Source organism: Streptomyces sp. DT190, assembly GCF_049846985.1.
Classification (GTDB): Bacteria; Actinomycetota; Actinomycetes; order Streptomycetales; family Streptomycetaceae; genus Streptomyces.
The window spans coordinates 255,239-281,800 of record NZ_JBNCNM010000005.1 but is presented as its reverse complement, the minus strand read 5'-3'; the positions used below and the strand labels follow the sequence as shown (position 1 = coordinate 281,800).

The following is a 26,562-nucleotide window of genomic DNA, read 5'->3' as shown; positions in this document are numbered from 1 at the left end:
AGCGGTGTTGCACTGCTTGCAACCTGCATTGCGTATATCGCTCAACGCTGTCTAACATCTCGGCCACCGCCGGTCAATGAAACCGCCACCCGCCGACCCCGCCGAGGAGCTACGAGCATCGTGACCCCCACCGGACCCTGCAACGCCCCCGACGTCGTGGACGTCGTCGCGCTCGGCGAGTCCATGGTCACGTTCCTGCCCTCCCGGCCCGGCCGCCTCGCCGACGTGCCGTCGTTCGAGCGGGGCATCGGCGGGGCCGAGTCCAACGTGGCGTGCGTGCTGGCGGCGGCGGGGCACTCCGTGCGGTGGGTCAGCGCGGTCGGCGCCGACGGCTTCGGCGACCATCTCGTCGAGGAGATCGGCTCCTACGGCGTCGACGTCGCGTCCGTGCGGCGCGACCCCACGCGGCCGACCGGCATCTACTTCCGCACGGCGGGGGACCGGGCCACCGACGCCCACGAGGTGGCCTACTACCGGGCCGGATCGGCCGCCTCGGCGATGTCCGCCGCCACCGTGGACCTGACGGCCGCCCGGGCCGGGCGGGTGCTGCACCTGTCGGGGATCACCGCGGCGCTCTCCGGCAGCTGCCTGGACCTGCTGTGGGAACTGACCGAGCCGGGCCCGCGGCGGCCGCTCGTCTCCTTCGACATCAACTACCGGCCGGGCCTGTGGTCCGACCCCGACGGGCCCCGGGTCCTGCTGGACCTCGCCCGCCGCGCGGACCTCGTCTTCGTCGGCTCCGACGAGGCCCTCGACGCCTGGGGACTGCACGGCGCGTCCGCCGTCCGGGACGCGCTGCCCGAGCCCGAGCTCGTGGTCGTCAAGATGGGCCCGGGCGGCGCCGTCGCCCTCGACAGGGACCCCGGCGACGCGGAGGACGCGGACGGCACGGCCACCCTCGTCCGCGCCCCGCGCGTGGACGTCGTCGCCGCCGTCGGCGCCGGTGACGCCTTCGCCGCCGGGTTCCTCTCCGCCACCCTGCGCGGACTGCCCGTCCGGGACCGGCTGCGGCACGGGCACCTCATGGCCGCAGCCGCCCTCACCGCGCCCGGCGACCTCGCCGCCCCGCCCGCCCGGGAGCACGCCGACCGGCTCGTCGCCCTGGACGACGCGGCATGGGGGAGACTGCGACTCGGCCCCGGCTGGACCGAGGACGTCCGGCGGGCCGACGAGGAGGTACGTACGCCATGAGCCAGACCGTCGACCGCGCGCTCAGCATCCTGCCGCTGCTCGCCGAGGGACCCGCCGACCTGGGGCAGGTCGCCGACCGCCTCGGCGTCCACAAGTCCACGGCCCTGCGCCTGCTGCGCACCCTCCACGAGCACGGCCTGGTCTACCGCCAGGCCGACCAGCGCTACCGCCTCGGCGCCCGGCTGTTCGCGCTCGCCCAGGAGGCCATGGAGAACCTCGACGTCCGCGAGATCGCCCACCCCCACCTGGTCCGCCTCAACGAGAGCTGCGGGCACACCGTGCACCTGGCCGTGTACGAGGAGAACGAGGTCCTCTACATCGACAAGGTCGAGAGCCGCTACCCGGTGCGGATGTACTCCCGCATCGGCAAGCCCGTCGCCATCACGGTCGCCGCGGTCGCGAAGCTGCTCCTGGCCGACCTGCCCGAGCACGAGCGGCGCGCGATCGCCGAGAAGCTCGACTACCCCAGTTACACGGCCCGTTCGACACCCCACGCGAGCGCGTTCCTGCGCGAGCTGGAGAAGGTGCGCGAGCAGGGCTGGGCCACCGACCTCGGCGGCCACGAGGAGTCCATCAACTGCGTCGCGGCGCCCATCCGCGGTGCCGACGGCCGGGTCGTCGCCGCGATGTCGGTCTCCGCGCCGAACGTCGTCGTCACCGCCGACGAACTCCTCACCCTCCTGCCGCTGGTGCGCCGTACGGCGGACGCCATCAGCGGCGAGTACTCCGGCAGAACACCAGTGAAGGGCACCGTATGACGGACAAGATCGCACTCACCCCGAAGACCCACACCACGCCGCCGGCCAAGTTCTCGCACGGGGTGAGGAAGGGCAACATCCTCCAGGTCGCCGGGCAGGTCGGCTTCCTGCCCGCCGAGGAGGGCAAGCCGCCCACGCCCGCCGGGCCGACCCTGCGCGAGCAGACCCTGCAGACCCTGGCCAACGTCAAGGCGATCCTCGAAGAGGGCGGCGCCGGCTGGGACGACGTGATGATGATCCGCGTCTACCTCACCGACGTGGACCACTTCGCCGAGATGAACGAGCTCTACAACGCGTACTTCGAGGAGCAGGGCCTGACCCAGCCGCCCGCCGCGCGCACGACCGTCTACGTCGGTCTTCCCGCGGGCCTCCTCATCGAGATCGACGCGCTCGCCGTCCTCGGCTGACCGACCCCACCCCCCGAGAAAACTCCCGCACGCCCGTGAGGCGCGGCGCCCCGGTGCGCCGCGTCGCGCTCCCCCCTACCCAGAAGCTGTATGCACTTAGGCAGAGGACCCCCGAATGTCCCATCCGCTCGCCGCGTCCGCCCCCGCCGAGGCACCGCCCCACACGGGAGGACTGCTCCTCCTCGTCGACGGCACCGCCGGACTCCTGCTCACCGCCGCGCTCGGCATCGCGCTGCTGCTCCTGCTCATCATCAAGGTCAGACTCCAGCCGTTCGTCGCCCTGCTGGCGGTCTCCATAGCCGTCGGCCTCGCGGCCGGCCTGTCGGTCACCGAACTCTTCGGCACGGTCCAGAGGTCGGACGCCGTCTCCACCATCGAGTCCGGCATGGGCGGCATCCTCGGCCATGTCGCGATCATCATCGGCCTGGGCACCATGCTCGGCGCGATCCTCGAAGTCAGCGGCGGCGCCGAGGTGCTGGCGAGGCGTCTGCTCGGCCTGTTCGGCGAGAAGCGCGCCCCGCTCGCCATGGGACTGACCGGCCTGATCTTCGGCATCCCGGTCTTCTTCGACGTCGGCATCTTCGTCCTGGCGCCCATCGTCTACGCCGCCGCCAAGCGCTCGGGCAAGTCGATCCTGCTCTACTGCCTGCCGCTGCTGGCCGGCCTGTCCGTCACGCACGCCTTCCTGCCGCCGCACCCCGGCCCGGTGGCCGCCGCCGGTCTGCTCCACGTCGACCTCGGCTGGGTCATCCTCATGGGCGTGGTCTGCGGTCTGCCGGCCGTGGTGGCCGCGTGGGCGTACTCCGCCTGGATCGGCCGCCGCATCTTCGTCGCCGTGCCGCAGGACATGGTCGAGGCGGCGGAGGAGGCCAAGCAGGCCGTCGTCGACGAGCAGCGGGCCGCCGGGGTGGCGCCCAGCGAGCAGCCGGTCCCCCTCGGCACGGTCCTCGGCATCATCGGCACCCCGCTGGTGCTCATCCTCGCCGCGACCTTCTCCTCGATCGCCCTGGACCCCTCCACGCTGCGCTCGGTGATCGAGTTCTTCGGCAACCCGTTCGTGGCGCTGACGATCGCGCTGTTCCTCGCGTACTACCTGCTGGGCATCCGCCGCGGCTGGTCCCGCAAGTCCCTGGAGACGGTGTCGACCGCGTCCCTCAAGCCGGTCGGCAACATCCTGCTGGTGGTCGGTGCGGGTGGCATCTTCGGCGCCGTCCTCAAGGCCAGCGGCGTCGCCCAGGCCCTGTCGGACACGTTCAACGACGTGGGCCTGCCGGTGATCGTCCTGTCCTACCTGATCTCCGTGGTGCTGCGGGTCGCCCAGGGCTCGGCGACGGTCGCCATCGTCACCACGGCCGGCATCGTGGCGCCCCTGCTCTCCGAGGGCGACCACTCCCAGGCCTTCGTCGCCCTGGTCATCATGGCCATCTCCGCGGGCTCCATCTTCGCCTCCCACGTCAACGACGGGGGCTTCTGGATGGTGGCCAAGTACTTCGGCATCAGCGAGCGCGACACGCTCAAGACCTGGACGGTGCTGGAGAGCGTGCTGTCGGTGGCGGGGTTCGTGGTCGCGGCCGTCCTGAGCCTGTTCGTGTAGGGGTCTGATAACGAAGTCGGGCCCGGCTGTGTGCGGCACGGGTTTGTCGACCATACTGCTGCGCTGTGGAGCAGCGCATAGGTTCGAGCAGCCAGCCCCTGGAAGGCGCCGGGTTCGACCCGGCCTTCATCCCCGGGCTCACGTCACCCGCGTCCCCACGGACGAAGGACGGCGAGCCCGCGGAGGAGCCCGAGGCCGCCGAGGCCGAGGAGACCGCCCCCGAGGCGGAGGAGACGGACACGGCGTCCCCCGCCGAGCCGGTGGAGCCGGAGGAGGACGCCGCGGCCGACGGCCCCGTCTTCGAGGCGTCCGACCGCCGGGCGCGGATCGTCGCCGACCGCAGAGGCGTCCGGCTCTGCCTGGACGACCAGGAGTGCGAGTTCCGCTGGGACGAGATCGGCGCGGTGGAGACGGAGACGGCCCGCTTCGGCAAGCGGTACACCGTCACCGTCCACACCCCTGACCGGCGCTGGTACCCGATCGAGATCGAGGCGCCGGCCAGGAGCCGCTTCGCCGAGTGGGACGAGCAGTTGGACGCGGTCCTGGACGCCTACTTCGACGACGGCGTCCAGGACGGCGCACAGGACGGCGCGGCGGACAGCACGGACAAGGACGCGGACTAGCCGCAGTACTGCGCTTCCTTGCCGATCGACCGGTACATGCAGTCCGCGTTCTCCAGCAACTGCAGTACCGCGTCCCGGTTACGGGAGGTCTCCCGCTCGATCACCTCGTCGGGCGGGTAGAACCCACCCCCGCCGGACCGGGGATACATCTCGAACGTGTAGCCGAAGATCTTGTGCACCCCCCAGAGGTAGTCGTCGATCGAGCCGTCCGTGATGTACAGGTCGCTCGACTGCTCCGCCGTGTACCCGTTGCTCGCGGCCATCTTCTGCCCGACCGCCTTGAACGCCGCGTTGTCGTCCGCGGTCATCCCGGTCGTGGTGTCGGAGTACGTGTAGCCGAACGGCCACAGCACCAGCTCGCTGTACGTGTGGAAGTCGACGCCGGCCCGGATCTGCTGTTTGCCGCCGACGACCCGGCTGCGCACGAAGTCGGCCACGACCTTCACCTCGGGCGCGGACTCCGCCGCCGGCCCCCGGTAGGTGTCCGAGGACGCCGACCCCGAGGAGCCGCCGCAGCAGCCCCAGCGGTAGTTCCAGTTGCGGTTCAGGTCCGTCCCGACGTACGAGGAACCGGAGTTGGGCTGCCGGTTCTTGCGCCACGAGCGGTACGAGCCGGTGGCGATGTCGTACTCGCCGCCGTCCGGGTTGATGTCCGGCACGATCCAGATCTCGCGGTTGTTCACCATGTTGGTGACCCGTGCGTCGGAGCCGTAGTCGGAGGTCAGCTCGCGCAGCAGGTAGAGCGCCATCTCGACGGTGAGGTGCTCACGCGCGTGCTGGTGGTGGGTGAACAGCACCTCCGGCTCGGACTCGTCCGTCGCCACGTTGTCGCTGATCTTGATCGCGACGATGTTCCGGCCCTGGTACGACCTGCCGATCACGCGCTGGCTCGCGATCGACGGGTTGGCCGAGACGAGGGTGTTGATCTCGCTCGTCATCTCCGCGTAGTTGTGGTACTTCGAGTCCCCCGAGGGGAAGTCGAAGAGCCGGACGTCGTCCTCGCCGGCGGACCGGTCGGGCACCGCGCCGAGCGGGGTGACCTCGTACCCCCGGGCGCGCAGCTGTTTGATCTGGTCCGCGCGGCCGGAGACGACGACCCCGTGGCCGTGGACCTCGTCGACGGTCACGCCCGTGCGCTGAAGTGCCGTGCGGTCCTCGGCCGTCGAGTGCAGGTGGACCTCGTACTGCCGGATGTCGTCGGCCGCCGGTGCGGCCTTCGCCGCGCTGTCGGCGGTGGCGTCCGGCGCCGTCGCGGACAGGGGTGCGGCGAGGGCCAGCGCGAGGACGGCGGCGAGGGCGGCGGTGCGTCTGCCGGTGCGGGCACCGGAGCCTCGTATGCGAAGTCGCATGAAATCTCCTTGTGGGAGGTGGGGTTGTTCCGTGCGACGTGCGTGGTGCGGGTGGCGCACATCGTTCTGCCAATGGCATGAGCAGGTCAAGATGGAAAGCAGCCGCGCAGTGTACGCGTGTGGCGCGAAGGCCGAGGGGGAGCGGTCGAAGTCCACCCGGGGGTGTGACCCGCACGTGCATATATGTACGGAACGGGGGAGGGTGGGGCTCCGCGCAAGGGGATCCGGAATGTCCGGCCCCCCGGACGACACCCCCAGAGGACTGGCTGATCATGGGCGGATCAGCGCCACGACGGGACCACCGGCTGCCGGTCGAGACGACCAGCTTCGTCGACCGGCGTGGCGAACTGACCGAGGGACGCGAACTGCTGTCCCGCGCACGGCTGGTGACGCTGACCGGGCCGGGCGGCGTCGGCAAGACCCGGCTCGCCGCGCGCATCGCGGCCCGGGTGCAACGGGCCTTCCCGGACGGCGTGCGCTTCGTGCACCTGTCCGGACTGCACGACCCGGCGCTGGTCCCGCTGGCCGCCGCCGACGCGCTGGGTCTGCACGACCACTCCGCCCAGCCGCCGCTGGACGCCCTCGTCGAGCAGGTCCGCAACCGGCGGCTGCTGCTCGTCGTCGACAACTGCGAGCACCTGGCCGGGGCGTGCGCCCGGCTCGCCGCGGCCCTGCTGCACGGCACCGAGGGCGTCCGGATCCTCGCCACCAGCCGGCACCGGCTCGGCCTGACGGAGGAGCACCTGCTGGAGGTGCGCCCGCTGCCGGTGCCCGACCCGGACGGCGACCTGTCCGCCGCCGAGGGCTACCCGGCCCTCACCCTGTTCGCCGACCGGGCGGCCGCCGTGGCCCCCGGCTTCCGCCTCACCCCGGCCAACCTGGCGTCCGTCGCCCGGCTGTGCCGGCGCCTGGACGGCCTGCCCCTCGCCATCGAACTGGCCGCCGTCCGCATGCGCGTCCTCGGCGTCGACCAGCTCCTGGACCGGCTCGACGACCGCTACCGGTACCTCACCACGGGCAGCCCCGCCGCCCTGCCCCGCCACCAGACGCTGCGTGCGGCGGTCGCCTGGAGCCACGACCTGTGCACCGGGACCGAGCAGACGGTGTGGGCCCGGCTGTCGGTGCTCCCGGGCGGCTTCGACCTGGAGACGGCGGAGGCGGTGTGTGCGGACGACACCCCGCGGGGAGGCGCCGCCCGGCCGGCCGACGGGAGAAGGGCTCTTCCGCCCCAGCTCCGGCACACCGAACCGACCCGGCCCGCGGAACCGGCCGGGCTCGTGGAACCGGCCGGGCTCGTGGAACCGGCCGGGCTCGTGGAACCGGCCGGGCTCGTGGAACCGGCCCGGACCGTGGAACCGGCCCGGACCGTGGAGCCCATGCAGCTCGGGGAGTACGCGCAGCTCGGGAAGCTCGCGCGGCTGACCGAGGGAGCCCGGCTCACGCATGAAGACGTGCTGGAGGCCGTCGCCGGGCTCGTGGACAAGTCCGTGCTCTGCCGGGAGCCGGGCCCCGACGGGGTGCGCTACCGGCTGCTGGACACCCTGCGCCAGTACGGCCTGGAGCAACTGCGGCGGACCGCGGGGGAGGAGACCGCCGCCCGGCGCCGGCAGCGGGACTGGGTGCTCGCACGGGTCGAGGAGTGCGAACGCGGCTGGTTCGGGCCCGGGCAGCCGGAGATCGCGGCCCGGCTGCGCGCCGACCGGGACAACCTGCGCGCCGCCCTCGACTTCAGCCTCGCCGACCCCGGCGAGGCACGCGCCGCCCTGCACCTGGCCGGCACCCTCTGGTTCCACTGGCACGCCTGCGGCGCCTCCCGTGAGGGCCTGTACTGGCTCGACCGGGCCCTGGCCGCCCACCCCGAACCGACCCGGGAGCGGGCCCGCGGCCTGTGGGTCGCCGGGCTGCTGGTCGCCGCCACCCAGGACCTCCCCCGGGGCCGCCGGCTCGCCACGGACGCCCTCGCCCTGGCCCGCACCCTGGGCGACGGCGCCGAGGCCGCCCACGCCGAGTACGTCATCGGTGTCCTCCGGCTGTTCGGCGACGACCTGCCCGGCGCCCTGCGGCACTTCGAGGCCACCGTCGCCCGCGGCCCCGTGCCCGGGCAGCACCTCGGCCTGTTCGGCCTCGACCAGGTCGAACTCGCCTGCGCGCTCAACTTCCTGGGCGAGGCCGACCGTGCCGTCGAGGTGTGCGAGCGGGCCCTGCGGCTGTGCGAGCGGCACGGCGAGCAGTGGGTGCGGTCGTACGTGCTGCGCATGCTCGCCCTCGCGCACACCGTGCGCGGCGACGCGGCCCGCGCCGAGCGCCACGCCCGCGAGGCGCTGCGGCTGAAATTCGCCCTCCACGACGTCATCGGGATCGCCCTCACCCTCGACCTGCTCGCCTCGATCGCCGTCGGGCGCGGCGCCCACGAGCACGCGGCCGTGCTGCTGGGCGGCGCCGACCGCGTCTGGACCGACATCGACGCCGGCCGCTGGGGCGCCCGCACCCTGACCTCCGCACGCCGGGACAGCGAGGAGCGGGCGAGCCGGGCCCTGGGCCGCGAGGGATTCGAACGGGCCCACCGGCGCGGATCGGCCCTGGGCCTGGCCGAGCTGATCGGTCACGCGCTGCAGGAGCCGGCCGCGGCCGGGCCGGCCGCCGCGCCGCCGTCCGGGGACACCGGGGTCCGGCTGACCCGCCGTGAGAGCGAGGTCGCCCGGCTCGTCGCCGAAGGGCTCGCCAACCAGCAGATCGCCGACCGCCTGGTCATCGCCCGCCGCACCGCCGAAGGCCATGTGGAACGCATCCTCAGCAAGCTCGGCTTCAGCAACCGCAGCCAGATCGCCGCCTGGGTGACCGCACAGCGCTGACCGCCCGCACCTTTCGTCCACACCCACCCGAGGGGATCACATGACCACCGGACAGACCGTCCCGTTCGACCACCGCATGGCCGTCTTCGACTCCGACGACGCCTTCGTGGCGGCCGCCCTGCCCTTCCTCGGCGCAGGCCTCGCCGCCCCCGGCGAACCCCCGCCCGTGGCCATCGCCGCCCCGCACCACCTCGACCTGCTGCGCGACGCCCTCGGCGGCGACGCCAAGGAGATCACCTGCGTGCCGCACACCGAGTGGTACACCGGCTCCGCCGCCAACGCCGTCGCCCGGGCCGCCGCCCACCTCACCGCCCACGCCGGCCCGGGCGGCCGGATCCACCTGCTGATGGAACCCGTGTGGAGCGGCCGCGCCGGACGCTCGACCCGCGAGACGACCGAGTGGATCCGCTACGAGGCCCTCGCCAACCCCCTCTTCGGCCCCCTGGCGACGACCGCCCTGTGCGCCTACGACACCCGCACCGCCGGGCCCGCCGTCGTCGCAGCGGCCCGCCGCGCCCACCCGGGCACCGAGGTGTACGAGGACCCGTTCCGGCTCGTCGCCGAACTCGACGCCGTACCGCTGCCGCTGCCCCCGGACGGCGCCGAGTCCCTCCCCGAGCTGCACGCGGCGGCCGTGCGGAGCCGGGCGGAGCGCCGCGGACTGCCCGCCGCCGACGCCGAGTTGTTCGCCGGCGCCGTCACCGAGGCCGCCGCCGCCCTGGCCCCCCTCGACGGCCCCGCCCTGCTGTGGGGCGAGGGGCCCGCCTGCGTCTGCGAACTGCGCGCGGCCCGCCCCGTCGCCGACCCGCTCGCCGGCTTCGTCCCGCCCCCGGCCGACGGCCCGGAGCCCGCCCCGGGGCTGTGGTACGCGCGGCAGGTGTGCGCGTACGTCGACATCCGCGACGACAGCTCCGGCGCCACGGTCCGCCTGCAGTACGCGTAGCCCCCCACCTGCACAAGCAGGTAGGGGAACGGGTAGTCCTCCCCCTGCGCCGGGCACCCCCCGGGGATCACCCTGGAGGCATGCTGCAACTCTCCGGGCGCCACCTCCCGGACCCCGACGCCCACTACGGTCCGTTCCCGCAACCTCCCCTGGGAGCCGGCCACCTGAGTGTCGAGTACGCACCCCGGCCCTCCGCCGTCCGCCAGGCACGCGCCCAGGTGCGCCGGCAGCTGGAGGAATGGGGGATCGCGGAGCGCGGTGAGGTGGCGGATGTGGCCGAACTGCTGGTCGGCGAGCTCGCCACCAACGCCCTCGTGCACGCCGGGAGCCGCTTCCGGCTCACGCTTCTCGCCGCGCACGGCGTGCTGCGCTGCGAGGTCGCCGACCGGGAGCGGCGGGTGCCGCGGGTGCTCCGGGCGGGCACCGGGGAGAACGGCAGGGGGATGTTCCTGGTGGACGCGCTCGCCCAGCGCTGGGGCTGCCACCGGGACGGGTCGGGCAAGACCGTGTGGTTCGAGCTCGGCACGTGCGGGGCGGACGGCTGCGGTCGGCGACAGCCGTGACGCTCCGCTGGGCCGGGCCATGGCGGTATGCCGTGCCGCCTTGGCCCGGCTTCGGGCCGCGGGCCGGCCGTGCTTCTCGCGCAGTTCCCCGCGCCCCTGAAGTCGTTGCGCTCGCGCCCTCTTGTCCGACCGGGCTGCTTGCGGTTTCTTGATCTGCATGGCGGACACCACGGGCAACACCACGGACCAGGCTCACCGGCAACCCCCCATGCGCAAGGCGAGTTGGAAGTACATCGGACCGGGGATCGTCGTCGCGGCGACCGGAGTGGGGGCCGGGGACCTGGTCGCCACGCTCATCGCGGGCAGCAACTTCGGGTACACCCTGCTGTGGGCCGCGATCATCGGCTGTCTGGTGAAGATCTCCCTGGCGGAGGCGGCGGGACGCTGGCACCTGTCCACGGGACGCACCCTGTTCGACGGCTGGGCGAGTCTCGGGCGCTGGACGACCTGGTTCTTCGCCATCTACGTCGTGGTGTGGGGCTTCGTCTACGGCGCCGCGGCGATGTCGTCGAGCGCGCTGCCGCTGCAGGCGCTCTTCCCCGACGTGATGGACCTGAAGTGGTGGGGGATCGCCTGCGGTCTGGTCGGGCTGGTCTTCGTCTGGTTCAACAAGTACGCGGTGTTCGAGAAGGTCATGACGGTCCTGGTGGGCGTCATGTTCGTGGTGACGGTGTACCTGGCGATCCGGGTCACGCCGAACCTCGGGGACGCCTTCGCCGGGCTCCTGCCGGTGCTGCCGGACGAGAAGGACTCGATCCTCAACACCCTGGGCCTGATCGGCGGCGTGGGCGGCACGATCACCCTGGCGGCCTACGGCTACTGGGTCAACGCCAAGGGCTGGACCGACACCGGCTGGATGAAGGTGATGCGCCTGGACAACCGCGTCGCCTACGCCACCACCGGCATCTTCGTCATCGCCATGCTGTTCGTCGGCGCCGAGCTGCTGCACTCGGCGAACGTCGCCATCGCCAGCGGCGACAAGGGCCTGATCCAGCTCGGCGACATCCTGGAGGAGGAGTACGGCGCCGCGACGGCGAAGTTCTTCCTGATCGGCTTCTTCGCCACGTCCTTCACCTCGCTGATCGGGGTGTGGCACGGCGTGAGCCTGATGTTCGCCGACTTCGTGGCCCGGCTGTCGGGGCGGGGCCAGGCCAAGGGCGAGGAGGTCGCCTCCGGCGAGCGCGAACGCTCCTGGCCGTTCCGCGGCTACCTGCTCTGGCTGACCTTCCCGCCCATGATCCTGCTGTTCGAGGGCCAGCCGTTCCGGCTGATCATCATCTACGGCGTGCTCGGCGCGGCCTTCCTGCCCTTCCTCGCCGGCACGCTGATCTGGCTCCTGAACTCCCCCCGCACGCCCCGCGAGTGGCGCAACGGCCCGGTGAGCAACGTGATGCTCGCCGCCGCGGGGCTGCTGTTCCTGATCCTGTGCGTGAAGCAGATCTGGGACCAGCCGTGGGGGGAGTTCTTCTAGGAGGACGGGACGCCGGCTACGGCAGCGCGTCCACGTGCGGTCCCACGACGTTGGACCACGCGTTGCCGGAGGTGGCGTCCCAGTTGGTCGACCAGGTCATCGCGCCGCGCAGGGCCGGGTAGGTCCGCGGCGGCTTGAAGCTGCCGCAGTTGGTGGCCTTGGTCAGGCAGTCCAGGGCGTTGTTGACCACGGTCGGTGTCACGTAGCCGCCGCCGGCCGCACGGGTGGAGGCGGGCACGCCGAGCCCGACCTGGGACGGGGCCAGGCCGTTCTCCAGCTGGATGCAGGCCAGGGCCGTCAGGAAGTCGACCGTGCCCTGGCTGTAGACCTTGCCGTCACAGCCGAGCATCGAACCGCTGTTGTAGTACTGCATGTTGACGACGGTCAGGATGTCCTTGATGTTCAGCGCCGTCTGGAAGTACGAGTTCGACGTCGACTGCATGTCGATGGTCTGCGGCGCCATCGTGATGATCAGCGACGGGCCCGCCTTCGCGGACAGGGCGCGCAGGGCCTGCGTCATGTAGGTCGCGTTGAGGCCGTTCTCCAGGTCGATGTCGACGCCGTCGAAGCCGTACTCCTGCATCACGGACCAGACGCTGTTGGCGAAGTTCGTCGCCGAGGCGGCGTCGTTCACGCTCACCGTGCCGCGCTCGCCGCCGACCGAGATGATGACCTTCTTGCCGGCCGCCTGCTTGGCCTTCACGTCGGCCTTGAACTGGTCGACGGTGTAGCCGTTCAGCCCGGCCGAGTCCAGGGTGAACGTCACCGCGCCGGGCGTGCTCGTGGCGTCCGCGAAGGACACCGCGATGATGTCGTAGTGGGCGGGCACGTCCGAGATCCGCTGCACGGCCGCGCCGTTGTTGAAGTTCTGCCAGTAGCCGGTCACCGCGTGCTTCGGCAGGGCCGGGCCGGGGCCGGTGGTGTTGTTCGTGGTCCCGGTGACCGCCGCCGACTTCGGCGACTCACCGGCCGCGTTGGTCGCCGTGACCTGGAAGGAGTACGACGTCGAGGCCGCGAGGCCGGTCACCGTGGCCGAGGTGCCGGAGACCGCCGTGACCTTGGTGCCGTCGCGGTAGACGGTGTAGCCCGTGGCACCGGAGACGGTGTTCCAGGCGAGCGACACCGACGAGGACGTCGTGCCGGAGACCCGCAGCCCGCCCGGAGCGGCCGGGACCGTGGGGCCCGGGTCGGTGCCGCCGCCCCCGTCGGGGCCGAAGACGGACACGTCGTCGGCGTAGTAGGCGGCCTGGCCGTACCAGCCGTGCGTGTAGACGGTCACCGAGGTCGTCGAGGCGCCCGTGGTGAAGCTCGTCGACAGCTGCTTCCAGGAGGCGGAGTCCGGGGTCCAGGTGGACACGTCCGTCGTGCCGGTGCCCGTGACGCCCAGGTAGGCGTAGCCGCCCCGCACCCAGGCGCCCAGGTGGTAGGTGGAGTTGGGCTTCACCCGCACGGTCTGGCTGCACCGGGCGTTGTCCTGACCGGCGGGGGTCGCCTGCAGCGCGGCCGTGCCGGTGCGCACCGGCGAGGAGACCGTCGTGCCGCTGCCCGCCGAGCAGGTCCAGTCGCTCAGGCCCGACTCGAAGCCGGCGTTCCGGACGTTGTTGACGTCGGCGGCGGACGCCTGGCCGACGGTCGTGACAGTGAGGGCCAGGGCAGCCGTGAGGGCGCCCGACCACAGCCGCAGGGATCGTCTGTGTCTGGACATGACAAGAAGGTGGTCCAGACCAAAGCTGGTGTCAAGAGGTCCAGACCAACCGGTCCAGCAGCAGCCCCACCGCGCATCCCGCCAGCAGCACGCCCGTCGACATCCAGAACGCCGGTCCCGCGAGGTCCAGCACGTCAGGCCGCAGCGTCAGCAGCAGCACCTGCGCCGCCGCCGGGACCGCGCACGCCGCCACGAGATGCCGCACCGGCATCTCCCGCCACGGCTTTGGATGCACCCGCGCCGCCGCCCAGGTCGCGAGCACCACGCACACCAGGTTCGGCAGGTGCACCAGAGCCAGCGCGGCCCCGAACGAGCCGACGCCCTCCGGCCCCACCAACGGGCCGTACACCAGGGTCATCTGGACGTACTCGGCGGCGACGAGCACCAGGATGCCGACGGCCCAGGAGCGGACGAGCGTCATCACTTCCCCCCGAAGATCTCGAAGTACAGCAGGACGGCGAAGCCCAGCGCGGCCATGCCGCAGCCCGCCACCAGGGCCAGCGCCTGGAGCACCGGGGACCAGCTGCCCCGGCCCGCCACGGTCGCCGTGCCCTCGGGGTCACGCGGGTCGTAGGTGACGCTGACCGGCGTGCCCCTGACCGTCGACGCACCGGCCAGGTCCTCGAACTCGACCCGCGTGCCGTCGGCCGTGCGGAAGGCGAAGAAGTGCCGCCGGGCGTCGGAACGGCCGTAGGGCTCGGTCTCCACCCGGACGCACTCGCCCCCGGCCCACACCCCGCGCCGCAGCACCCGCGCGACCGTCACCAGCCGCCGCGCGTACCGCCACGACAGCGCCCCGAACAGCGCCACCAGCAGGGCGAGGACGACGTATCCGGCGCCCGGCACCTGCACGGCTAGTGCACCTCGACCGAGTCGATGATCCGGTCCAGGTCCCCGTCCGGCAGGCTGCCCTGCCGGGCGTCGACGCGGATCGCGAACGTCGTGTCCGACGAGTCGAGGCCGGTGAGGATCACTCCCTCGACCGGCGTGCCCTTGGCCGGGCCGCCGTCCTCGCCGGTCGCCGTGAAGGAGAAGTCGATCCGCTTCGCCTCGTCCGCGCCGGCCAGCTCCACGTCCTTCTGGCCCGCGACCTTCGCGCCCAGCTGGATGCCGGCCTCGGCCGCGATCGCGGCCTGCTCCGCCGAGTTCGCCTCGGTGAAGCCGAGCTGCACGGTGATGACGGAGACTTTCCGCCCGTCCTCGGTGCGCACCGCGGCCGCGGCGTTGTGCCGGCCGCGCTCGGCGGCGCTCTGCTCCTCGTACCCCTTCGGGTACGACACGTCCACGCCCTTGGTCTTCAGCGTCCCCCAGCCCTCGGGCACGGAGCCCGCGCCGGAGCCGGAGCTCCCGCAACCGGTCAGGGCCACGACGGTCGTCAGCAGGGCGGCGGCCAGGCGGGCACGGCGGGTCTTCATCGCTTCGGGCTCCCGTTTCGTCAGTTCGCACAGTAGCTGTAGGGAAGATAGGAGCGACCGTCCCCGCGGGGCGCACCCAGGAACTGGGCACCGGTCAGGGTCTCCGACTTCTTCTCCGTGCTGATCGTCATGCCCAGACTGAGCCCGAGATTCAACTCGAAGCCGTACTCGGCCGCGTTCACATCGCCCGTGTACGTCATCCGGCTCGACCTGCCCTGGTCGAACATCAGCTGCCCGAAGGGGTCGTCGGCGCCCGGGCGGGACGTCGGCGCGTGGTCGGAGAACATGTACTGGAAGGGCGTGGCGAGCTGCTCGTTGCTGCTGTCCAGCCACTGCTCGGCGACCGCCCGGTCCCGGTCCCCGGCCGGACCCGGGTCGAAGGTGAGGGTGTTGGTGACGATCTCGATGCCGGTCTGCGAGTCGGTGCCCTTCACCCCGGCGTTCCCGCCCCGCTTGTCACCGTCCGTCCGGCCGTTGTCGCCGCCCGCCTTGGCGCCGTCCTTCTGGCCGCCCTTCTCGACCGTGCGGGTCATGTCGACGCGGACCAGCTTGCCGGTCTTCTTGTCGTAGGTGACCGTGATGGTGCCGGTCTGGGTGGTGTTCGCCGTGTACTCGCCGCTGAGCGGCCCCGCCTCGTAGCCCACCTTGGAGCCGTACTCGATGGACGAGGAGTACGTGTACGACTTGGTGTTCTTGTAGGCGTTGTCGGTCCAGGTGACCTCGGGGGCGTACTTGAAGCTGCCGCCGAGCGCGGCGCTGAGCTTCTTCTCGTCGCCCGCGGAGATCTTCAGGCCCGCCGACGCCGAGGCCTCCAGACCGACCTTGCCGTAGGTGATCTTCCGGTTGTCGCCGAGGTGCTCCTTGATCCGGTTCTGGGTGTCCTCCTCGTCCTTGAGGGGGCCGGTGCCGAAGAGGTACAGGATGCTGTCGCCGACGCTCGCCTCCGCGCCGCCCGGCATGGTGCGCCGCATCTCGTACATCTGGAGCTTCTCCACGTCGTCCCGGAAGCGCTGGGCCTCCTCGGGGCTCTCGAAGACCCAGGTGTCGCCGTTGGTGACCTTGATGCCGAGCCCCAGCTCCACCTTGTCGGCGCCGAACCGGCCCACCTTCATGCCCGGCTTGAAGTCCTTCTTGGCGGCGACCGAGGCGGCGTCCGTGAAGGTCAGGTAGACCAGCTGGTCGCTGTCGTCGACCTTGCCGTCGCCGTTGACGTCCGTCTTCGCCTTCAGGTGCTGCTCCTGGAAGCCGTACTCCTTGCCGATCTCCCAGAAGAAGATCTTCGCCTTGGAGCCCGCCTTGTCGGTGACGGAGGAGACCTGGCACAGCGCCGGCTCGAAGTCGGCGTCGGTGAGCGGCTTGCCCGGGCCGGGGGACGCCGCCCCGCAGTCGCCGCCGCCCGCCACCCGGCAGACCTGGGCGGCGATCCTGTCGTAGATCAGCTGCCCGACCCCGGTCGCCGACAGGGCGAGGACGATCGCCGCGCTGACGACGACCATCCCGAGGTACTCGGTCCCGGTCGCGCCGCGGTCGTCGAAGACCGGTCTGCGCCCGTACGCCCGTATGCCGCCCCCGTCCGTCATACGGCACCCCTCCTCGCCCCGTGACACCTGTGTGCGTGGACGGCGAGATTAGGTACGCACCGGCGTCCCGGGCGTGGGCCTCAGGGCCCAAACGAAGGCCCACCGTCAACTCTGGGCCCGCTGGGCCCCCCGCCCGGGCCCGGCCCGGCGCCTCCGATGACCGGCGAGATGCTCAACGTGCCCCGTTTTGACGCATCTTGTGCAACGGCAGTTGCTCACCAGCTACACAAACGCTGTTCTCCGGTCACAGAGCCGTGGATACAGTGCTGAGGTAGTCACGCAGTGAAGTCGACACGGTGCGCCGGAGTGACACCCGGCGTTCCGACGGGCATGGGGAAACGGGGAGCTGCGCGTGCCAACTGCCATTGCCGTGACCAGTGCCGACATGGCACTGCCGCCACAGGACGAACGCACCCTGCCCGCCGTGGTGCTCCGGGACGTCGCCGAGCGCCCTCTGGAACAGGCGCTCGCCGACCTCCAGGCCCTGGTCGAGCACCACGGGCACGTGATCGTGGTCTGCTCGCCGGCCGCGCCCACCGCCCTGCAGCGCCGCCTGCACACGCTGCGCTCCCTCATGGAGACCGACCGCGTCGCCCTGTTCCGGCCGGACCTGCCGCCCCTCGGACTGGCCGTGCTGGCCCGCCAGTTGCGCCAGCTCGCCTCCTGCGACCTCAGCCCGGGCGTGCTCGCCTCGGCCGGCCGGCTGCTCGTCCACTACATCCACGCCGGAGCGCTGCTCAACTCCGTCGCCCGGCTCGACCGCGTCCCCGTCGGCCTGAAGTCGCACGCCAAGTCCTGGGTGCCCGGCAGCCAGTTCGGTGTCCTCGCGCACCCCGAGCCGAAACTCGTGAAGATCACCCCGGAAGCCCTGCTGCCCGGGCCGGAGTTCGGCACCTGGATGCTGGTCGCCAAGGGCCAGCTCCAGTCCGACTGGGTCAGCGCCACCCTCGCCCCCGCCTGGAAGGTGCAGGGCCTGCGCGAGACGCAGCTTCCGGCCGAGTCGCCGGCCTGGTGGGGCACCGGCAAGCTGATCGAGTTCTGCAGCTATCTGCCCGACCTGTCCGTCCTCTACCAGCTGGTCACCTCCGTACGGCGCAGCCGCTGCCACTGGTGCGGCATCGACGTCATCGGCGACCGCTGCGTCTTCTGCTCCGCCACGCCGCCCGTCCACGACAGCCCGCCACCGAAGCAGCTCGAGAACCGGACGGCCGCCGGGTGAGCCCGCGCACCGCCCGTCAGCACCGCTCCCGTCCCGCTCGACCGATATCCCCAACGAGGTTGTACGGTTCATGAATTCCCGTCAGCGCCGCGGCGTGATTCTCCTGCTCCTGTCGGTCGTCTGCGCCCTCGGCGCCTTCGCCGGCGTGCTGTCCGTCATCAGCGACGTGGAGTCCAAGGTCGGACCCGAGGTCACCGCCTACCGGCTCAAGTCCGACGTGCCGCCCTACACCACCCTCAGCACCGGCCAGTTCGAGAAGATCGAGATGCCCGAACGCTGGCTGTCGGACAACGCGGTCACCGACCTGCGCGAGATACAGGGCAAGATCGCCGTCACGACCCTCAAGGCGGGCTCCCTGCTCCAGTCGGACATGATCGTCCGCCAGCCGGCCCTCCAGCCCGGCCAGCAGGAGGTCGCCATCATGATCGACGCGGCGACCGGTGTGGCCGGCAAGATCACCCCGGGGGCCGCGGTCAACGTCTACGCCACCTTCGAGGGCGCGCGCGAGGGCGACCCCGACCAGTCGAAGATCATCGTGACCAACGCCAAGGTCCTCGACGTCGGCGAGCTGACCGCGCTCAACCCCGACGAGAGCAACCGCAGCCAGCAGCCCACCGACGCCGTGCCCATCACCTTCGCGCTGTCCGCCCTGGACGCCCAGCGCATCACCTACGCCGAGTCGTTCGCCAAGCGGGTCCGGCTCGCCCTCGTCGCGCCCGGCAGCGACACCACCGTCCCCGAGCGGGACCGGACGTACGAACTCGCGAAGGACAAGTGAGAGCGCATGCCCACGAGGATCCTCCCGGCGGTCGGGGACGCGGACGCGGTCCGGTCCGTCACCACGCTGCTCAGCCAGCTCCCGGACGCCGAACCGGTCGCCCCGGTGGTCGACTCCACCCAGCTCGTCGACACCCTCGCCCGCCTGGCCGCCGAGTCGGTCGACGAACTGCCCGAGGTCGTGATCGTCCACGAGCGGATCGGCCCCGTCCCCGCGCTGGAACTGATCCGCGAAGTGGCCCTGCGTTTCCCGGCCGTCGGCGTCATCCTCGTCACCTCCGACGCGAGCCCCGGCCTCTTCCAGGCCGCCATGGACTACGGCGCCCGCGGCCTGGTCGCCCTCCCGCTCAGCTACGAGGAACTCGCCAGCCGCGTCCAGGCGGTCGCCCAGTGGTCCGTCGGCGTACGCCGGCACCTGGGCGCCGGCGGTGACGTCTTCACCGGCGTCGGCGGCACCGTGGTCACCGTCAGCGGCGCCAAGGGCGGTGTCGGGACCACGCTCACCGCGATCCAGCTGGCCCTGGCCGCCCAGGCCTCCGGCCGCAGCACGGCCCTGGTCGACCTGGACCTGCAGACCGGCGACGTCGCCTCCTACCTGGACGTCCAGTTCCGCCGCTCCGTCGTCGACCTGGCCGCCATCACCGACATCTCCCCGCGCGTCCTGGCCGACGCGGTCTTCCGCCACGACACCGGCCTCGCCCTGCTGCTCGCACCGGCCGAAGGGGAACGCGGCGAGGACGTCACCGACCGCGCCGCCCGCCAGATCGTCAGCGCCCTGCGCTCCCGCTACGAGGTCGTCGTCATCGACTGCGGCGCCCAGATGGGCGGCGCGGGCGCGGCCGCCGTGGAGATGGCCGACCGGGCCCTGCTGGTCACCACCCCGGACGTGGTCGCCGTACGGGGGGCCAAGCGGGCGGTGCGGATGTGGGACCGGCTGCAGATCCGCAAGGCCGAGGAGACGACCGTCGTCGTCAACCGGCACTCCCGCGCCACGGAGATCCAGCCGCCCCTGATCCAGAAGATCACCGGCACGGCCGTCGCGGCCACGGCGGTCCCCGCCAACTTCAAGGAACTGCAGAGCGTCGTGGACGCGGGCCGCATGCACGAACTGGAGAACAAGAGCTCGGTGAAGCAGGCCCTGTGGGGGCTGGCGGCCGAACTGGGCCTGGTCAAGGTCCCCGAGGGCGCCGGGAAGCAGGGCCGGTTCCGGGGCGGCGACCGGGGTGCGGTGAGCCTCCGGCGGAGGAGGGAGGGGTGACGTGCGCGGGATCGAAGCTTTGAGGAGGCCGTCAGGCGGTCCGCCCGGCGAGCGGTCGGGCGGGCGGGGCCGGGACGGGGATCGGACGCCGCACGGGAGGGGTGCGCGCGGCCGGGACCGGGGTCAGGTGACCATCGAGCTCCTCGGCATGACGCCGACGATCCTCGTGACGCTGATCGCGCTGTGGCAGGTGGTCCTCGTCGGCTACACCTTCGTCCTCGCGGGCAACGCCGCCGACGAAGCGGTACGGCAGGCGACGGCCGCGGAACCGGGCGCCCGGCAGGGCGCGTGCGAGGAGGCCGGCCTCAGGCACCTGTCGCAGGCATGGCGGTCCGGCGCCACCGTCACCTGCGGCGGCTCCGGCTACGTGACGGCCGACGTGCGCCTGGAGGTCCCGATCCTCTTCCCGGGCACGCTGTCCTTCCCGTACGCCGTCAAGGGCCACGCCGGCGCGGTCGAGGAGGAGACGGACTGACATGGCTGGTAACCGCAGGGTCCGCGACCGCGGCCAGGTCGCCATCGAGTACATCGGCTTCCTGCCCGTCCTGCTGCTGGTCGCCATGGCGGCCGTGCAGCTCGGGCTGATCGCCTACACCGCCCAGCAGGCGGGCACGGCGGCCCGGGCCGGGGCGCGCAGCGCGTCGCTCGACGGCCCGCACGAGGCGGACTGCCGGGCGGCGGTCAGCAACTGGCTGGCCGACGGGACCAGTTGCCCGGCGTCGTTCGGCGGCGACGAGGTGACGGTCACGGCCACCGTGCAGATCCCGTCCGTCGTGCCGGGCTGGGACTTCGACCCCGCCGTCAAGACCGCCACGATGCCGCGCGACCACTGAGCAACAGAGCGAGGAGCACCGGACTCATGAGCCTGCGAGCACGCATCAACACCCCCGAGGAGAACGGCAACCGGGGTGAGGACGGCCACATGGTCGCCTCCTACCGGGCCAAGCTCCTGGAGGAGATCGACCTCGCGGAGATGAGTTCGCTGGCCGCCGCCGAGCGCCGGGCCCGGCTGGAGCGGGTGCTCGGGCACATCATCAGCCGCGAGGGCCCGGTCCTGTCGACGGTGGAGCGCTCGCAGCTGATCCGCAGGGTGGTCGACGAGGCCCTCGGCCTGGGCATCCTGGAGCCGCTGCTGGAGGACGCGTCCATCACCGAGATCATGGTCAACGGCCCGGACGCGATCTTCGTGGAGCGCGGCGGCCGCGTCGAGCAACTGCCCCTGCGTTTCGCCTCCAACGACCAGCTCATGCAGACGATCGAGCGGATCGTCTCCACGGTCAACCGCCGGGTCGACGAGTCGAACCCGATGGTCGACGCCCGCCTGCCCTCCGGCGAGCGCGTCAACGTCATCATCCCGCCGCTGTCCCTGACCGGCGCGACCCTCACCATCCGCCGCTTCCCGCGCTCCTTCACGCTCCAGGAGCTGATCGGCCTCGGTTCGCTGGACGAGTCGATGCTGTACCTGCTGGCCGGCCTGGTGCAGGCGAAGTTCAACATCATCGTCTCGGGCGCGACCGGCACCGGAAAGACGACGCTGCTCAACGCGCTCTCCGGGCTCATCCCCGAGGGCGAACGCATCATCACCATCGAGGACTCCGCCGAACTCCAGCTCCAGCAGCCGCACGTCATCCGCCTGGAGTCGCGCCCGCCGAACGTGGAGGGCAAGGGCCAGGTCACCATCCGCGACCTGGTCCGCAACTCCCTGCGCATGCGGCCCGACCGGATCGTCGTCGGTGAGGTCCGCGGCGGCGAGTCCCTCGACATGCTCCAGGCGATGTCGACGGGACACGACGGCTCGCTGGCGACCGTCCACGCCAACAGCGCGGAGGACGCCCTGATGCGCCTGCAGACCCTGGCCTCCATGTCGGACGTGGAGATCCCCTTCGTCGCCCTGCACGACCAGATCAACAGCGCCGTGGACGTCATCGTGCAGCTGACCCGCTTCGCGGACGGCGCCCGCCGCATCACCGAGATCGCGCTGATGGACAGCCACGGCAGCGATCCGTACCGGCTGGTCACGGTCGCCCGCTTCCACGCGCAGCCGATGGCCGCCGACGGCCGCGTCTACGGCAACTTCGAGTACCACCCCCTCCCGCGCCGCACCGCCGACCGCCTCTACATGGCGAGCCAGCCCATCCCGCAGGCCTTCGGCATCGCCCGGACCGCGGACCAGCTAGCCACCCGAGAAGCCAGGTAGGACCGACCGATGGAACTGCACCAGCTCATCACGCTCACCACCGGCATCACTCTGCTGACCTGCGTCCTCGCGGTCATCGGCCTGCACTCCTACGCCATGGGCAAGGCCCAGCGCCAGGCCCTCGTCGACCGCCTGTCCACGACCGGCCAGATCCCGGTCGTCGGCCGCCGCCGCCACTTCCGCGGCATCGACCGCCGCCTGCGCCGCACCAAGCTCGGCAGGAAACTGGAACTCCGCCTGGCGGCGACCGGCCTGGACATCACCCCGGGTGAGTTCTTCGTCTACATGCTCGCCACGGTGGCGGGCCTGTGGCTGATCGGCCAGGCGGCACTGGCACCGTTCTTCGGGCCGCTGGCGGGGTTGCTGGGCATCGGGGTGGCGGTCCAGTTCCTCAACTGGCAGCGCCAGAAGCGCATCGAGAAGTTCATCAACCAGCTCCCCGAGATGGCCCGCATCCTCGCCAACGCGACCCAGGCGGGCCTCGCCCTGCGCACCGCGATCGGCATGGCCGCCGAGGAGATGGAGGCCCCCGCCGGCGAGGAACTCGGCAAGGTCTCCGCCCAGCTGGCCGTGGGCGCCTCGATGGACGAGGCGCTCGGCGAGCTGGCGGACCGCCTCCCGTCCCGCGAACTGGTCGTGCTGGTGACGACCCTGGTGCTGTCGAACCGGGCGGGCGGCCAGGTGGTCAGCGCCCTGCGCAACCTGACCGAGACCCTGGAGGAACGCAAGGAGACCCGGCGCGAGGTCCGCACCCAGCTCTCCCAGGTCAACATGACCTCGTACGCGGTCCCCGTCCTCGGCGTCGGCTCGCTCTTCCTCATGGACGGCGTGAAGGACGGCGCCCTGGAACGCATGACCGGCTCCGCCTTCGGCCAGGCGGCGGTCATCATCGCCTTCTCGCTCTACGCCGTCGGCTTCGTCCTCATCCGCCGCCTGTCCCGCATCGACATCTGAGAAGCCCGGAGGCACACCATGGGACTGCTTCTCGCCCTGCTGATGGGCATCGGCGTCTGGGGCGTCTTCGCCGGCATCCGCATGTACCGCGCCGAGGCGAAACTCCCCGGCGACCTCGCCCTCGCCCTGGAGGTCGGCGCCACGCGGACCGGTGCGGTCGACTCGCTCGTCGACCGCATGGGCATGCGCTACGCGCCCGCCGTGCTGCGCCTGATGGGCCCCAAGCAGGTGGCCAAGTACCGCCGCAAGATCGACCTGGCGGGCAACCCGGGCGGTCTCACCATCGACCGCTACGCGGCGCGGCGCGCGGTCTACGGCGCCCTGGGCGGCGTGGGCTGCCTGGTCTTCCTCATGCGCGGGCAGCTGTTCGTGGCGCTGCTCCTGCTGGCCTTCGGGGCGTTCTGGACGGAGGTCGGCATCTGGTCGGCCATCCGTCTGCGCAAGGACGTCATCGAACGGACCCTGCCGGACTTCCTGGACGTCCTGGCGGTCGTGGTCAGCGCGGGCCTCGGCTTCCGCCAGGCCCTGGACCGGGTGGCGTCCAGGTACGAGGGCCCGTGGGCCGACGAACTGCGCATCACCCTGCGCCAGATGGACCTCGGCATGAGCCGCCGCGACGCCTTCGCGGAACTGCGCCGCCGCAACGACTCCGAGCAGGTCGCCATGTTCGTGACGGCGTTGCAGCAGGGGGAGGAGCTGGGGGTGCCGATCGTCGACACGCTGGTGTCCCTGGCCAAGGACATGCGGCGCACCGACGCCCAGAACGCCCGCAGGAAGGCGGCCCGGGCGGTTCCCAAGGCCACGATGATGATCACGACCTTCATGGTCCCGGCCACGATGCTGCTGCTCGGCGCCGGCCTGATTCTCGGCTCCGGCACGGACTTCGGCTCGGTGACGGGGAAGTAGGGGAGGGGCGGCACCATGGCGATGACAGGGGAGCGGAGCGGCCTGCTGGGCCGTCGCCGCCGCCGTGCGCAGGCGACGCCGGAGATCACGACGCCGCCGGCGGGGACGGTCCTGCCGGCCCATGTCCGCACGGGCGCGCCGGACGTCCCGGTGACGTCGGTGACCCCCGCGCTGCCGCCGGGATGGGAGGCGGAGGCGGGCGGCGTCGGCGGCGAGCGGACGCTGCGGATCAAGGGGCCCGGGCGCCGGGCGGGCACGGTCCCCGGACCTTCTCCGGCAGGAGCTCCCGCGCAGGCCGCGCAGGGAGGCACGGCCGCTCCCGGGCAGCGCCCGGAGGGGGAGGCGAACGGCCGGCCGGCCGCCGGCGCCGTCGCACCTCAGCAGGGCCCATCCCCGCAGGGCCCATCCCCGCAGGGCCCACCCCCAGCCGGACGGGACGACGCGAGCACGACGGGCGGTGCGGCGGCCGTCAGCCCCGCCGGGCGCCCCGCTCCGGCCGAGGGCCCCGGCCAGGAGGCAGGCGGGATCGGCGGCACCTCACCCACCCACCCCGCGATCGACATCCAGGTCAACGCCCTCCAGGCCATGGGCCGCCAGGTGTTCGGCTTCCGGCTGGCCATGATCGCCCTGGCGACACCCACCGCACTCGTCAACGCCAACGAGGGCCTGCCCACCCGCCTGGTCGGCGCGGCCGTGGTCGTCACCTTCATGACCTCCTACGTCCTCTTCAGGGACTGGGAACGCTTCGGCCCCCTCCTCCTGCGCCACCCGAGCCTCCTCGCCGCCGACACCCTCTTCGGTGCCCTGCTGCTCATCTCCGCGGGCCCCGACAGCACCCTCGCCTACGTCAGCGTCTGCACCCCCCTCCTCGCCGGCCTGGTGTACGGCTGGCGAGGCGCGGCCGTCTTCGCCTCCCTCCAGGCCCTGCTGCTCCTGCTCGTCCTCGCGGCCCAGGAGGACCCGGCCCCCGGCATCGCGGAGTCGACCCTGCTGCCCGGCCTGTGCGTCATCGCCGGCGCCGTCGGCTCCAGCCTGCGCAACCTGATGCTCCGCTTCGGCGCGGCCACCCAGGCCCTCACCACCGTCCAGGCCCGCCTCGCCGTCACGGAGGCGGTGAGCGCCGAACGGGCCCGACTGGCCCGGGAGATGCACGACTCGGTCGCCAAGACCCTGCACGGCGTGGCCCTGGCCGCCGACGGCCTGACCGGCTCGGCCGGCGCCGAACGCATGGACCCGGCCCTGGTCCGGCAGCAGGCCGCCCTCGTCGCCCGCTCGGCCCGGCGCGCCGCTGCCGAGTCCCGCGAGCTCCTGGCCGACCTGCGTCGCGAGTCGGACCCCGGCCAGGGCACCGACGTCCTGGTCGAGCTGGCGGCCCGCACCCGCGACTTCAGCAGCCGCACCGGCCTGCCCGCCGTCTACCGGCCCACCGGCGACCACGCCGTGCCCCCCGTCCCGCCCGCCGTCGCCCGTCAGCTCCTGACCATCGCCTCGGAAGCCATGGAGAACGCCCACCGCCACGCCGGACCGACCCGCGTGGACGTCAGCGCCGGCGTCCACGGCGACCTGCTCCGCATCAGCGTCCACGACGACGGCCGCGGCCTGCCCCCGGGCACCACCCTCGAACAACTGCGCCGCGCCGGCCACTTCGGCCTCGTCGGCATGGTCGAACGCGCCGCCTCCGTGGGCGCCCGCATCCGCATCGGTCGCGGCGGCCACGCCCAGGGCACGGAGGTCCGCCTGGAACTCCCCCTGGCCGCCCTGACGACACCCACCGCCTGACCCCCACGACCCGAGAGGAGGCCCCGATGCCGGACCCGACCACCCCACACCCCGGCGTACCCCAGCCGCCGCCCCCGCAGATCCCCTTCGCCGCGCCGCCGACCCACCGCCTCCGGGTCGTCGTGGCGGACGACAACCCTGTGGTCCGCGCCGGCCTCACCGCGCTGCTCTCGGGCCGCGCGGACATCGAGGTCGTGGCCGAGGCGGCCGACGGCCGCCAGGCCTACGAGGCCGCCCACCGGCACCGGCCCGACGTCGTCCTGCTCGACGTCCGCATGCCCGGCGTGGACGGCATCTCGGCCCTGCCGTACCTGGTGCAGATCGCGCCGGTGGTGATGCTGACGTACAGCAGGGAGTCGGAGATCGTCCAGGAGGCCCTGCGCCGGGGGGCCGGCGGCTACCTGGTCCACGGCGAGTTCACCGCCGACCAACTGGTCGACGCGGTACGGGACATCAAGGAGGGCCGGCCGCACTTCACACCGACGGCGGCGGGCGCGCTCCTGACCCAGCTCCGCCAGACCCAGGCACCGGCGGCGACACCCCTGCCGGAGGGCCTGGGGCAGTCGATGGGTGCGACTGCATACGGAATTTCCGACTCCAGGCAACCGCATACTCATCCGCAAGAACCGCGGCAGCCAGTCAACTTCGCGACTCACCACCTCCCTCACCCTCCTACTTCTTCAGAAAACCTTTCGCGAATGCAACCGGATGTGGGACAGTCTTCGTCTGGGTGGACAAGCGGCCGCCCGGCCGCTCCCGACAGGTCGCGGTTCCAGCTGAGTACGAGGGAGGCGGAGATCATGGACCTCATCGCGTCCGGCATGAACAACCAGCAGATCGCCGCCACCTGCTTCATCAGCGAGAAGACCGTCAAGAACCACATCAACCGCATCTTCGCCAAGCTCCACAGCACCAGCCGCTCCGAGGCCGCCGCGAAGTGGATCGGCACGGCACCGGACTCACCCCGAGGGCTGGGGTGACGCCAGGTGACGCCGTGGACGGAACACCGTTTGGGCCCGGG

Annotated in this window: 25 protein-coding genes; 19 read left to right on the top strand and 6 right to left on the bottom strand. The window is 72.2% G+C overall.

Annotated features, from left to right (window positions below):
* Positions 1-120 precede the first annotated feature (120 nt).
* The 5 genes from ACPXCS_RS12675 to ACPXCS_RS12655 all read left to right on the top strand — a co-directional run bounded on the left by ACPXCS_RS12675 (position 121) and on the right by ACPXCS_RS12655 (position 4,573).
* A complete protein-coding gene (locus ACPXCS_RS12675; protein WP_425946642.1) occupies positions 121-1,191 on the top strand; it encodes a sugar kinase in 1,071 nt (356 codons plus the stop codon).
* On the top strand, positions 1,188-1,949 hold the full coding sequence (locus ACPXCS_RS12670) for an IclR family transcriptional regulator (RefSeq protein ID WP_425946641.1): 762 nt from the start codon (positions 1,188-1,190) through the stop codon (positions 1,947-1,949). Before ACPXCS_RS12675 ends, ACPXCS_RS12670 begins: the two co-directional genes overlap by 4 nt.
* Entirely contained in the window at positions 1,946-2,356 is a 411-nt protein-coding gene (locus tag ACPXCS_RS12665) for a RidA family protein (RefSeq protein ID WP_425946640.1), read from the top strand. The genes ACPXCS_RS12670 and ACPXCS_RS12665 overlap by 4 nt, the downstream gene beginning before the upstream one ends.
* 115 nt (positions 2,357-2,471) lie before the next feature.
* Positions 2,472-3,950, top strand: coding sequence for a GntP family permease (locus ACPXCS_RS12660; RefSeq protein ID WP_425946639.1), 1,479 nt, complete (start codon positions 2,472-2,474; stop codon positions 3,948-3,950).
* Positions 3,951-4,015: 65 nt separating this feature from the next.
* On the top strand, positions 4,016-4,573 hold the full coding sequence (locus ACPXCS_RS12655) for a hypothetical protein (protein ID WP_425946638.1): 558 nt from the start codon (positions 4,016-4,018) through the stop codon (positions 4,571-4,573).
* Here the strand turns inward: ACPXCS_RS12655 and ACPXCS_RS12650 are convergent.
* Positions 4,570-5,922, bottom strand: a complete 1,353-nt coding sequence (locus ACPXCS_RS12650) for a M14 family metallopeptidase (RefSeq protein WP_425946637.1) — start codon at positions 5,920-5,922, stop codon at positions 4,570-4,572. The genes ACPXCS_RS12655 and ACPXCS_RS12650 overlap by 4 nt on opposite strands.
* Before the next feature lie 272 nt (positions 5,923-6,194).
* Between ACPXCS_RS12650 and ACPXCS_RS12645 the strand changes: the two genes are divergently transcribed.
* The 4 genes from ACPXCS_RS12645 (at position 6,195) to ACPXCS_RS12630 (ending at position 11,751) form a co-directional block, all read left to right on the top strand.
* Entirely contained in the window at positions 6,195-8,774 is a 2,580-nt protein-coding gene (locus tag ACPXCS_RS12645; protein WP_425946636.1) for an ATP-binding protein, read from the top strand.
* Between the two features lie 40 nt (positions 8,775-8,814).
* A complete protein-coding gene (locus ACPXCS_RS12640) occupies positions 8,815-9,717 on the top strand; it encodes an anti-sigma factor RsbA family regulatory protein (protein ID WP_425946635.1) in 903 nt (300 codons plus the stop codon).
* Positions 9,718-9,797: 80 nt separating this feature from the next.
* Positions 9,798-10,280 (top strand): ATP-binding protein, encoded by a 483-nt coding sequence (locus ACPXCS_RS12635; RefSeq protein WP_425946634.1) that lies wholly within the window; start codon positions 9,798-9,800, stop codon positions 10,278-10,280.
* Positions 10,281-10,437: 157 nt separating this feature from the next.
* A complete protein-coding gene (locus tag ACPXCS_RS12630) occupies positions 10,438-11,751 on the top strand; it encodes an Nramp family divalent metal transporter (protein ID WP_425946633.1) in 1,314 nt (437 codons plus the stop codon).
* A gap of 16 nt (positions 11,752-11,767) precedes the next feature.
* Here the strand turns inward: ACPXCS_RS12630 and ACPXCS_RS12625 are convergent, their stop codons facing one another.
* Genes ACPXCS_RS12625 through ACPXCS_RS12605 form a run of 5 tightly spaced genes read right to left on the bottom strand, consistent with a single transcriptional unit; the run spans position 11,768 to position 16,451 of the window.
* Entirely contained in the window at positions 11,768-13,456 is a 1,689-nt protein-coding gene (locus ACPXCS_RS12625; RefSeq protein ID WP_425946632.1) for a chitinase, read from the bottom strand.
* 31 nt (positions 13,457-13,487) lie between these two features.
* Positions 13,488-13,877 (bottom strand): hypothetical protein, encoded by a 390-nt coding sequence (locus ACPXCS_RS12620; protein WP_425946631.1) that lies wholly within the window; start codon positions 13,875-13,877, stop codon positions 13,488-13,490.
* Positions 13,877-14,308, bottom strand: coding sequence for a DUF3592 domain-containing protein (locus tag ACPXCS_RS12615; protein WP_425946630.1), 432 nt, complete (start codon positions 14,306-14,308; stop codon positions 13,877-13,879). Before ACPXCS_RS12615 ends, ACPXCS_RS12620 begins: the two co-directional genes overlap by 1 nt.
* A gap of 2 nt (positions 14,309-14,310) precedes the next feature.
* A complete protein-coding gene (locus ACPXCS_RS12610) occupies positions 14,311-14,871 on the bottom strand; it encodes a hypothetical protein (RefSeq protein ID WP_425946629.1) in 561 nt (186 codons plus the stop codon).
* Positions 14,872-14,891: 20 nt separating this feature from the next.
* Complete coding sequence (locus ACPXCS_RS12605) at positions 14,892-16,451, bottom strand: hypothetical protein (RefSeq protein WP_425946628.1); 1,560 nt, start codon at positions 16,449-16,451, stop codon at positions 14,892-14,894.
* Between the two features lie 385 nt (positions 16,452-16,836).
* On the opposite strand from ACPXCS_RS12605, the gene ACPXCS_RS12600 reads away from it, so the two are divergent.
* From ACPXCS_RS12600 to ACPXCS_RS12555, 10 genes are all read left to right on the top strand, one after another.
* Positions 16,837-17,670: a hypothetical protein gene (locus ACPXCS_RS12600; protein ID WP_425946719.1), complete on the top strand. Its 834-nt coding sequence runs from the start codon at positions 16,837-16,839 to the stop codon at positions 17,668-17,670.
* A gap of 70 nt (positions 17,671-17,740) precedes the next feature.
* Entirely contained in the window at positions 17,741-18,448 is a 708-nt protein-coding gene (gene cpaB / locus ACPXCS_RS12595) for a Flp pilus assembly protein CpaB (RefSeq protein ID WP_425946627.1), read from the top strand.
* A gap of 6 nt (positions 18,449-18,454) precedes the next feature.
* The gene (locus tag ACPXCS_RS12590; RefSeq protein WP_425946626.1) at positions 18,455-19,705 is read left to right on the top strand and encodes an AAA family ATPase; all 1,251 of its coding nucleotides are present in this window, start codon (positions 18,455-18,457) and stop codon (positions 19,703-19,705) included.
* A 148-nt stretch (positions 19,706-19,853) separates the two neighbouring features.
* Positions 19,854-20,180, top strand: a complete 327-nt coding sequence (locus ACPXCS_RS12585; RefSeq protein WP_425946718.1) for a pilus assembly protein — start codon at positions 19,854-19,856, stop codon at positions 20,178-20,180.
* Between the two features lies 1 nt (position 20,181).
* On the top strand, positions 20,182-20,538 hold the full coding sequence (locus ACPXCS_RS12580) for a TadE family protein (RefSeq protein WP_425946625.1): 357 nt from the start codon (positions 20,182-20,184) through the stop codon (positions 20,536-20,538).
* 26 nt (positions 20,539-20,564) lie between these two features.
* Positions 20,565-21,902, top strand: coding sequence for a CpaF family protein (locus ACPXCS_RS12575; protein WP_425946624.1), 1,338 nt, complete (start codon positions 20,565-20,567; stop codon positions 21,900-21,902).
* A 9-nt stretch (positions 21,903-21,911) separates the two neighbouring features.
* Complete coding sequence (locus ACPXCS_RS12570) at positions 21,912-22,856, top strand: type II secretion system F family protein (protein WP_425946623.1); 945 nt, start codon at positions 21,912-21,914, stop codon at positions 22,854-22,856.
* 18 nt (positions 22,857-22,874) lie between these two features.
* Positions 22,875-23,762: a DUF5936 domain-containing protein gene (locus ACPXCS_RS12565; protein ID WP_425946622.1), complete on the top strand. Its 888-nt coding sequence runs from the start codon at positions 22,875-22,877 to the stop codon at positions 23,760-23,762.
* 15 nt (positions 23,763-23,777) lie between these two features.
* The gene (locus ACPXCS_RS12560; protein WP_425946621.1) at positions 23,778-25,541 is read left to right on the top strand and encodes a sensor histidine kinase; all 1,764 of its coding nucleotides are present in this window, start codon (positions 23,778-23,780) and stop codon (positions 25,539-25,541) included.
* Positions 25,542-25,567: 26 nt separating this feature from the next.
* Positions 25,568-26,521 carry a response regulator gene (locus tag ACPXCS_RS12555; RefSeq protein WP_425946620.1) on the top strand — a complete coding sequence of 318 codons (954 nt, stop codon included), beginning with the start codon at positions 25,568-25,570 and terminating at the stop codon, positions 26,519-26,521.
* Positions 26,522-26,562 lie beyond the last annotated feature (41 nt).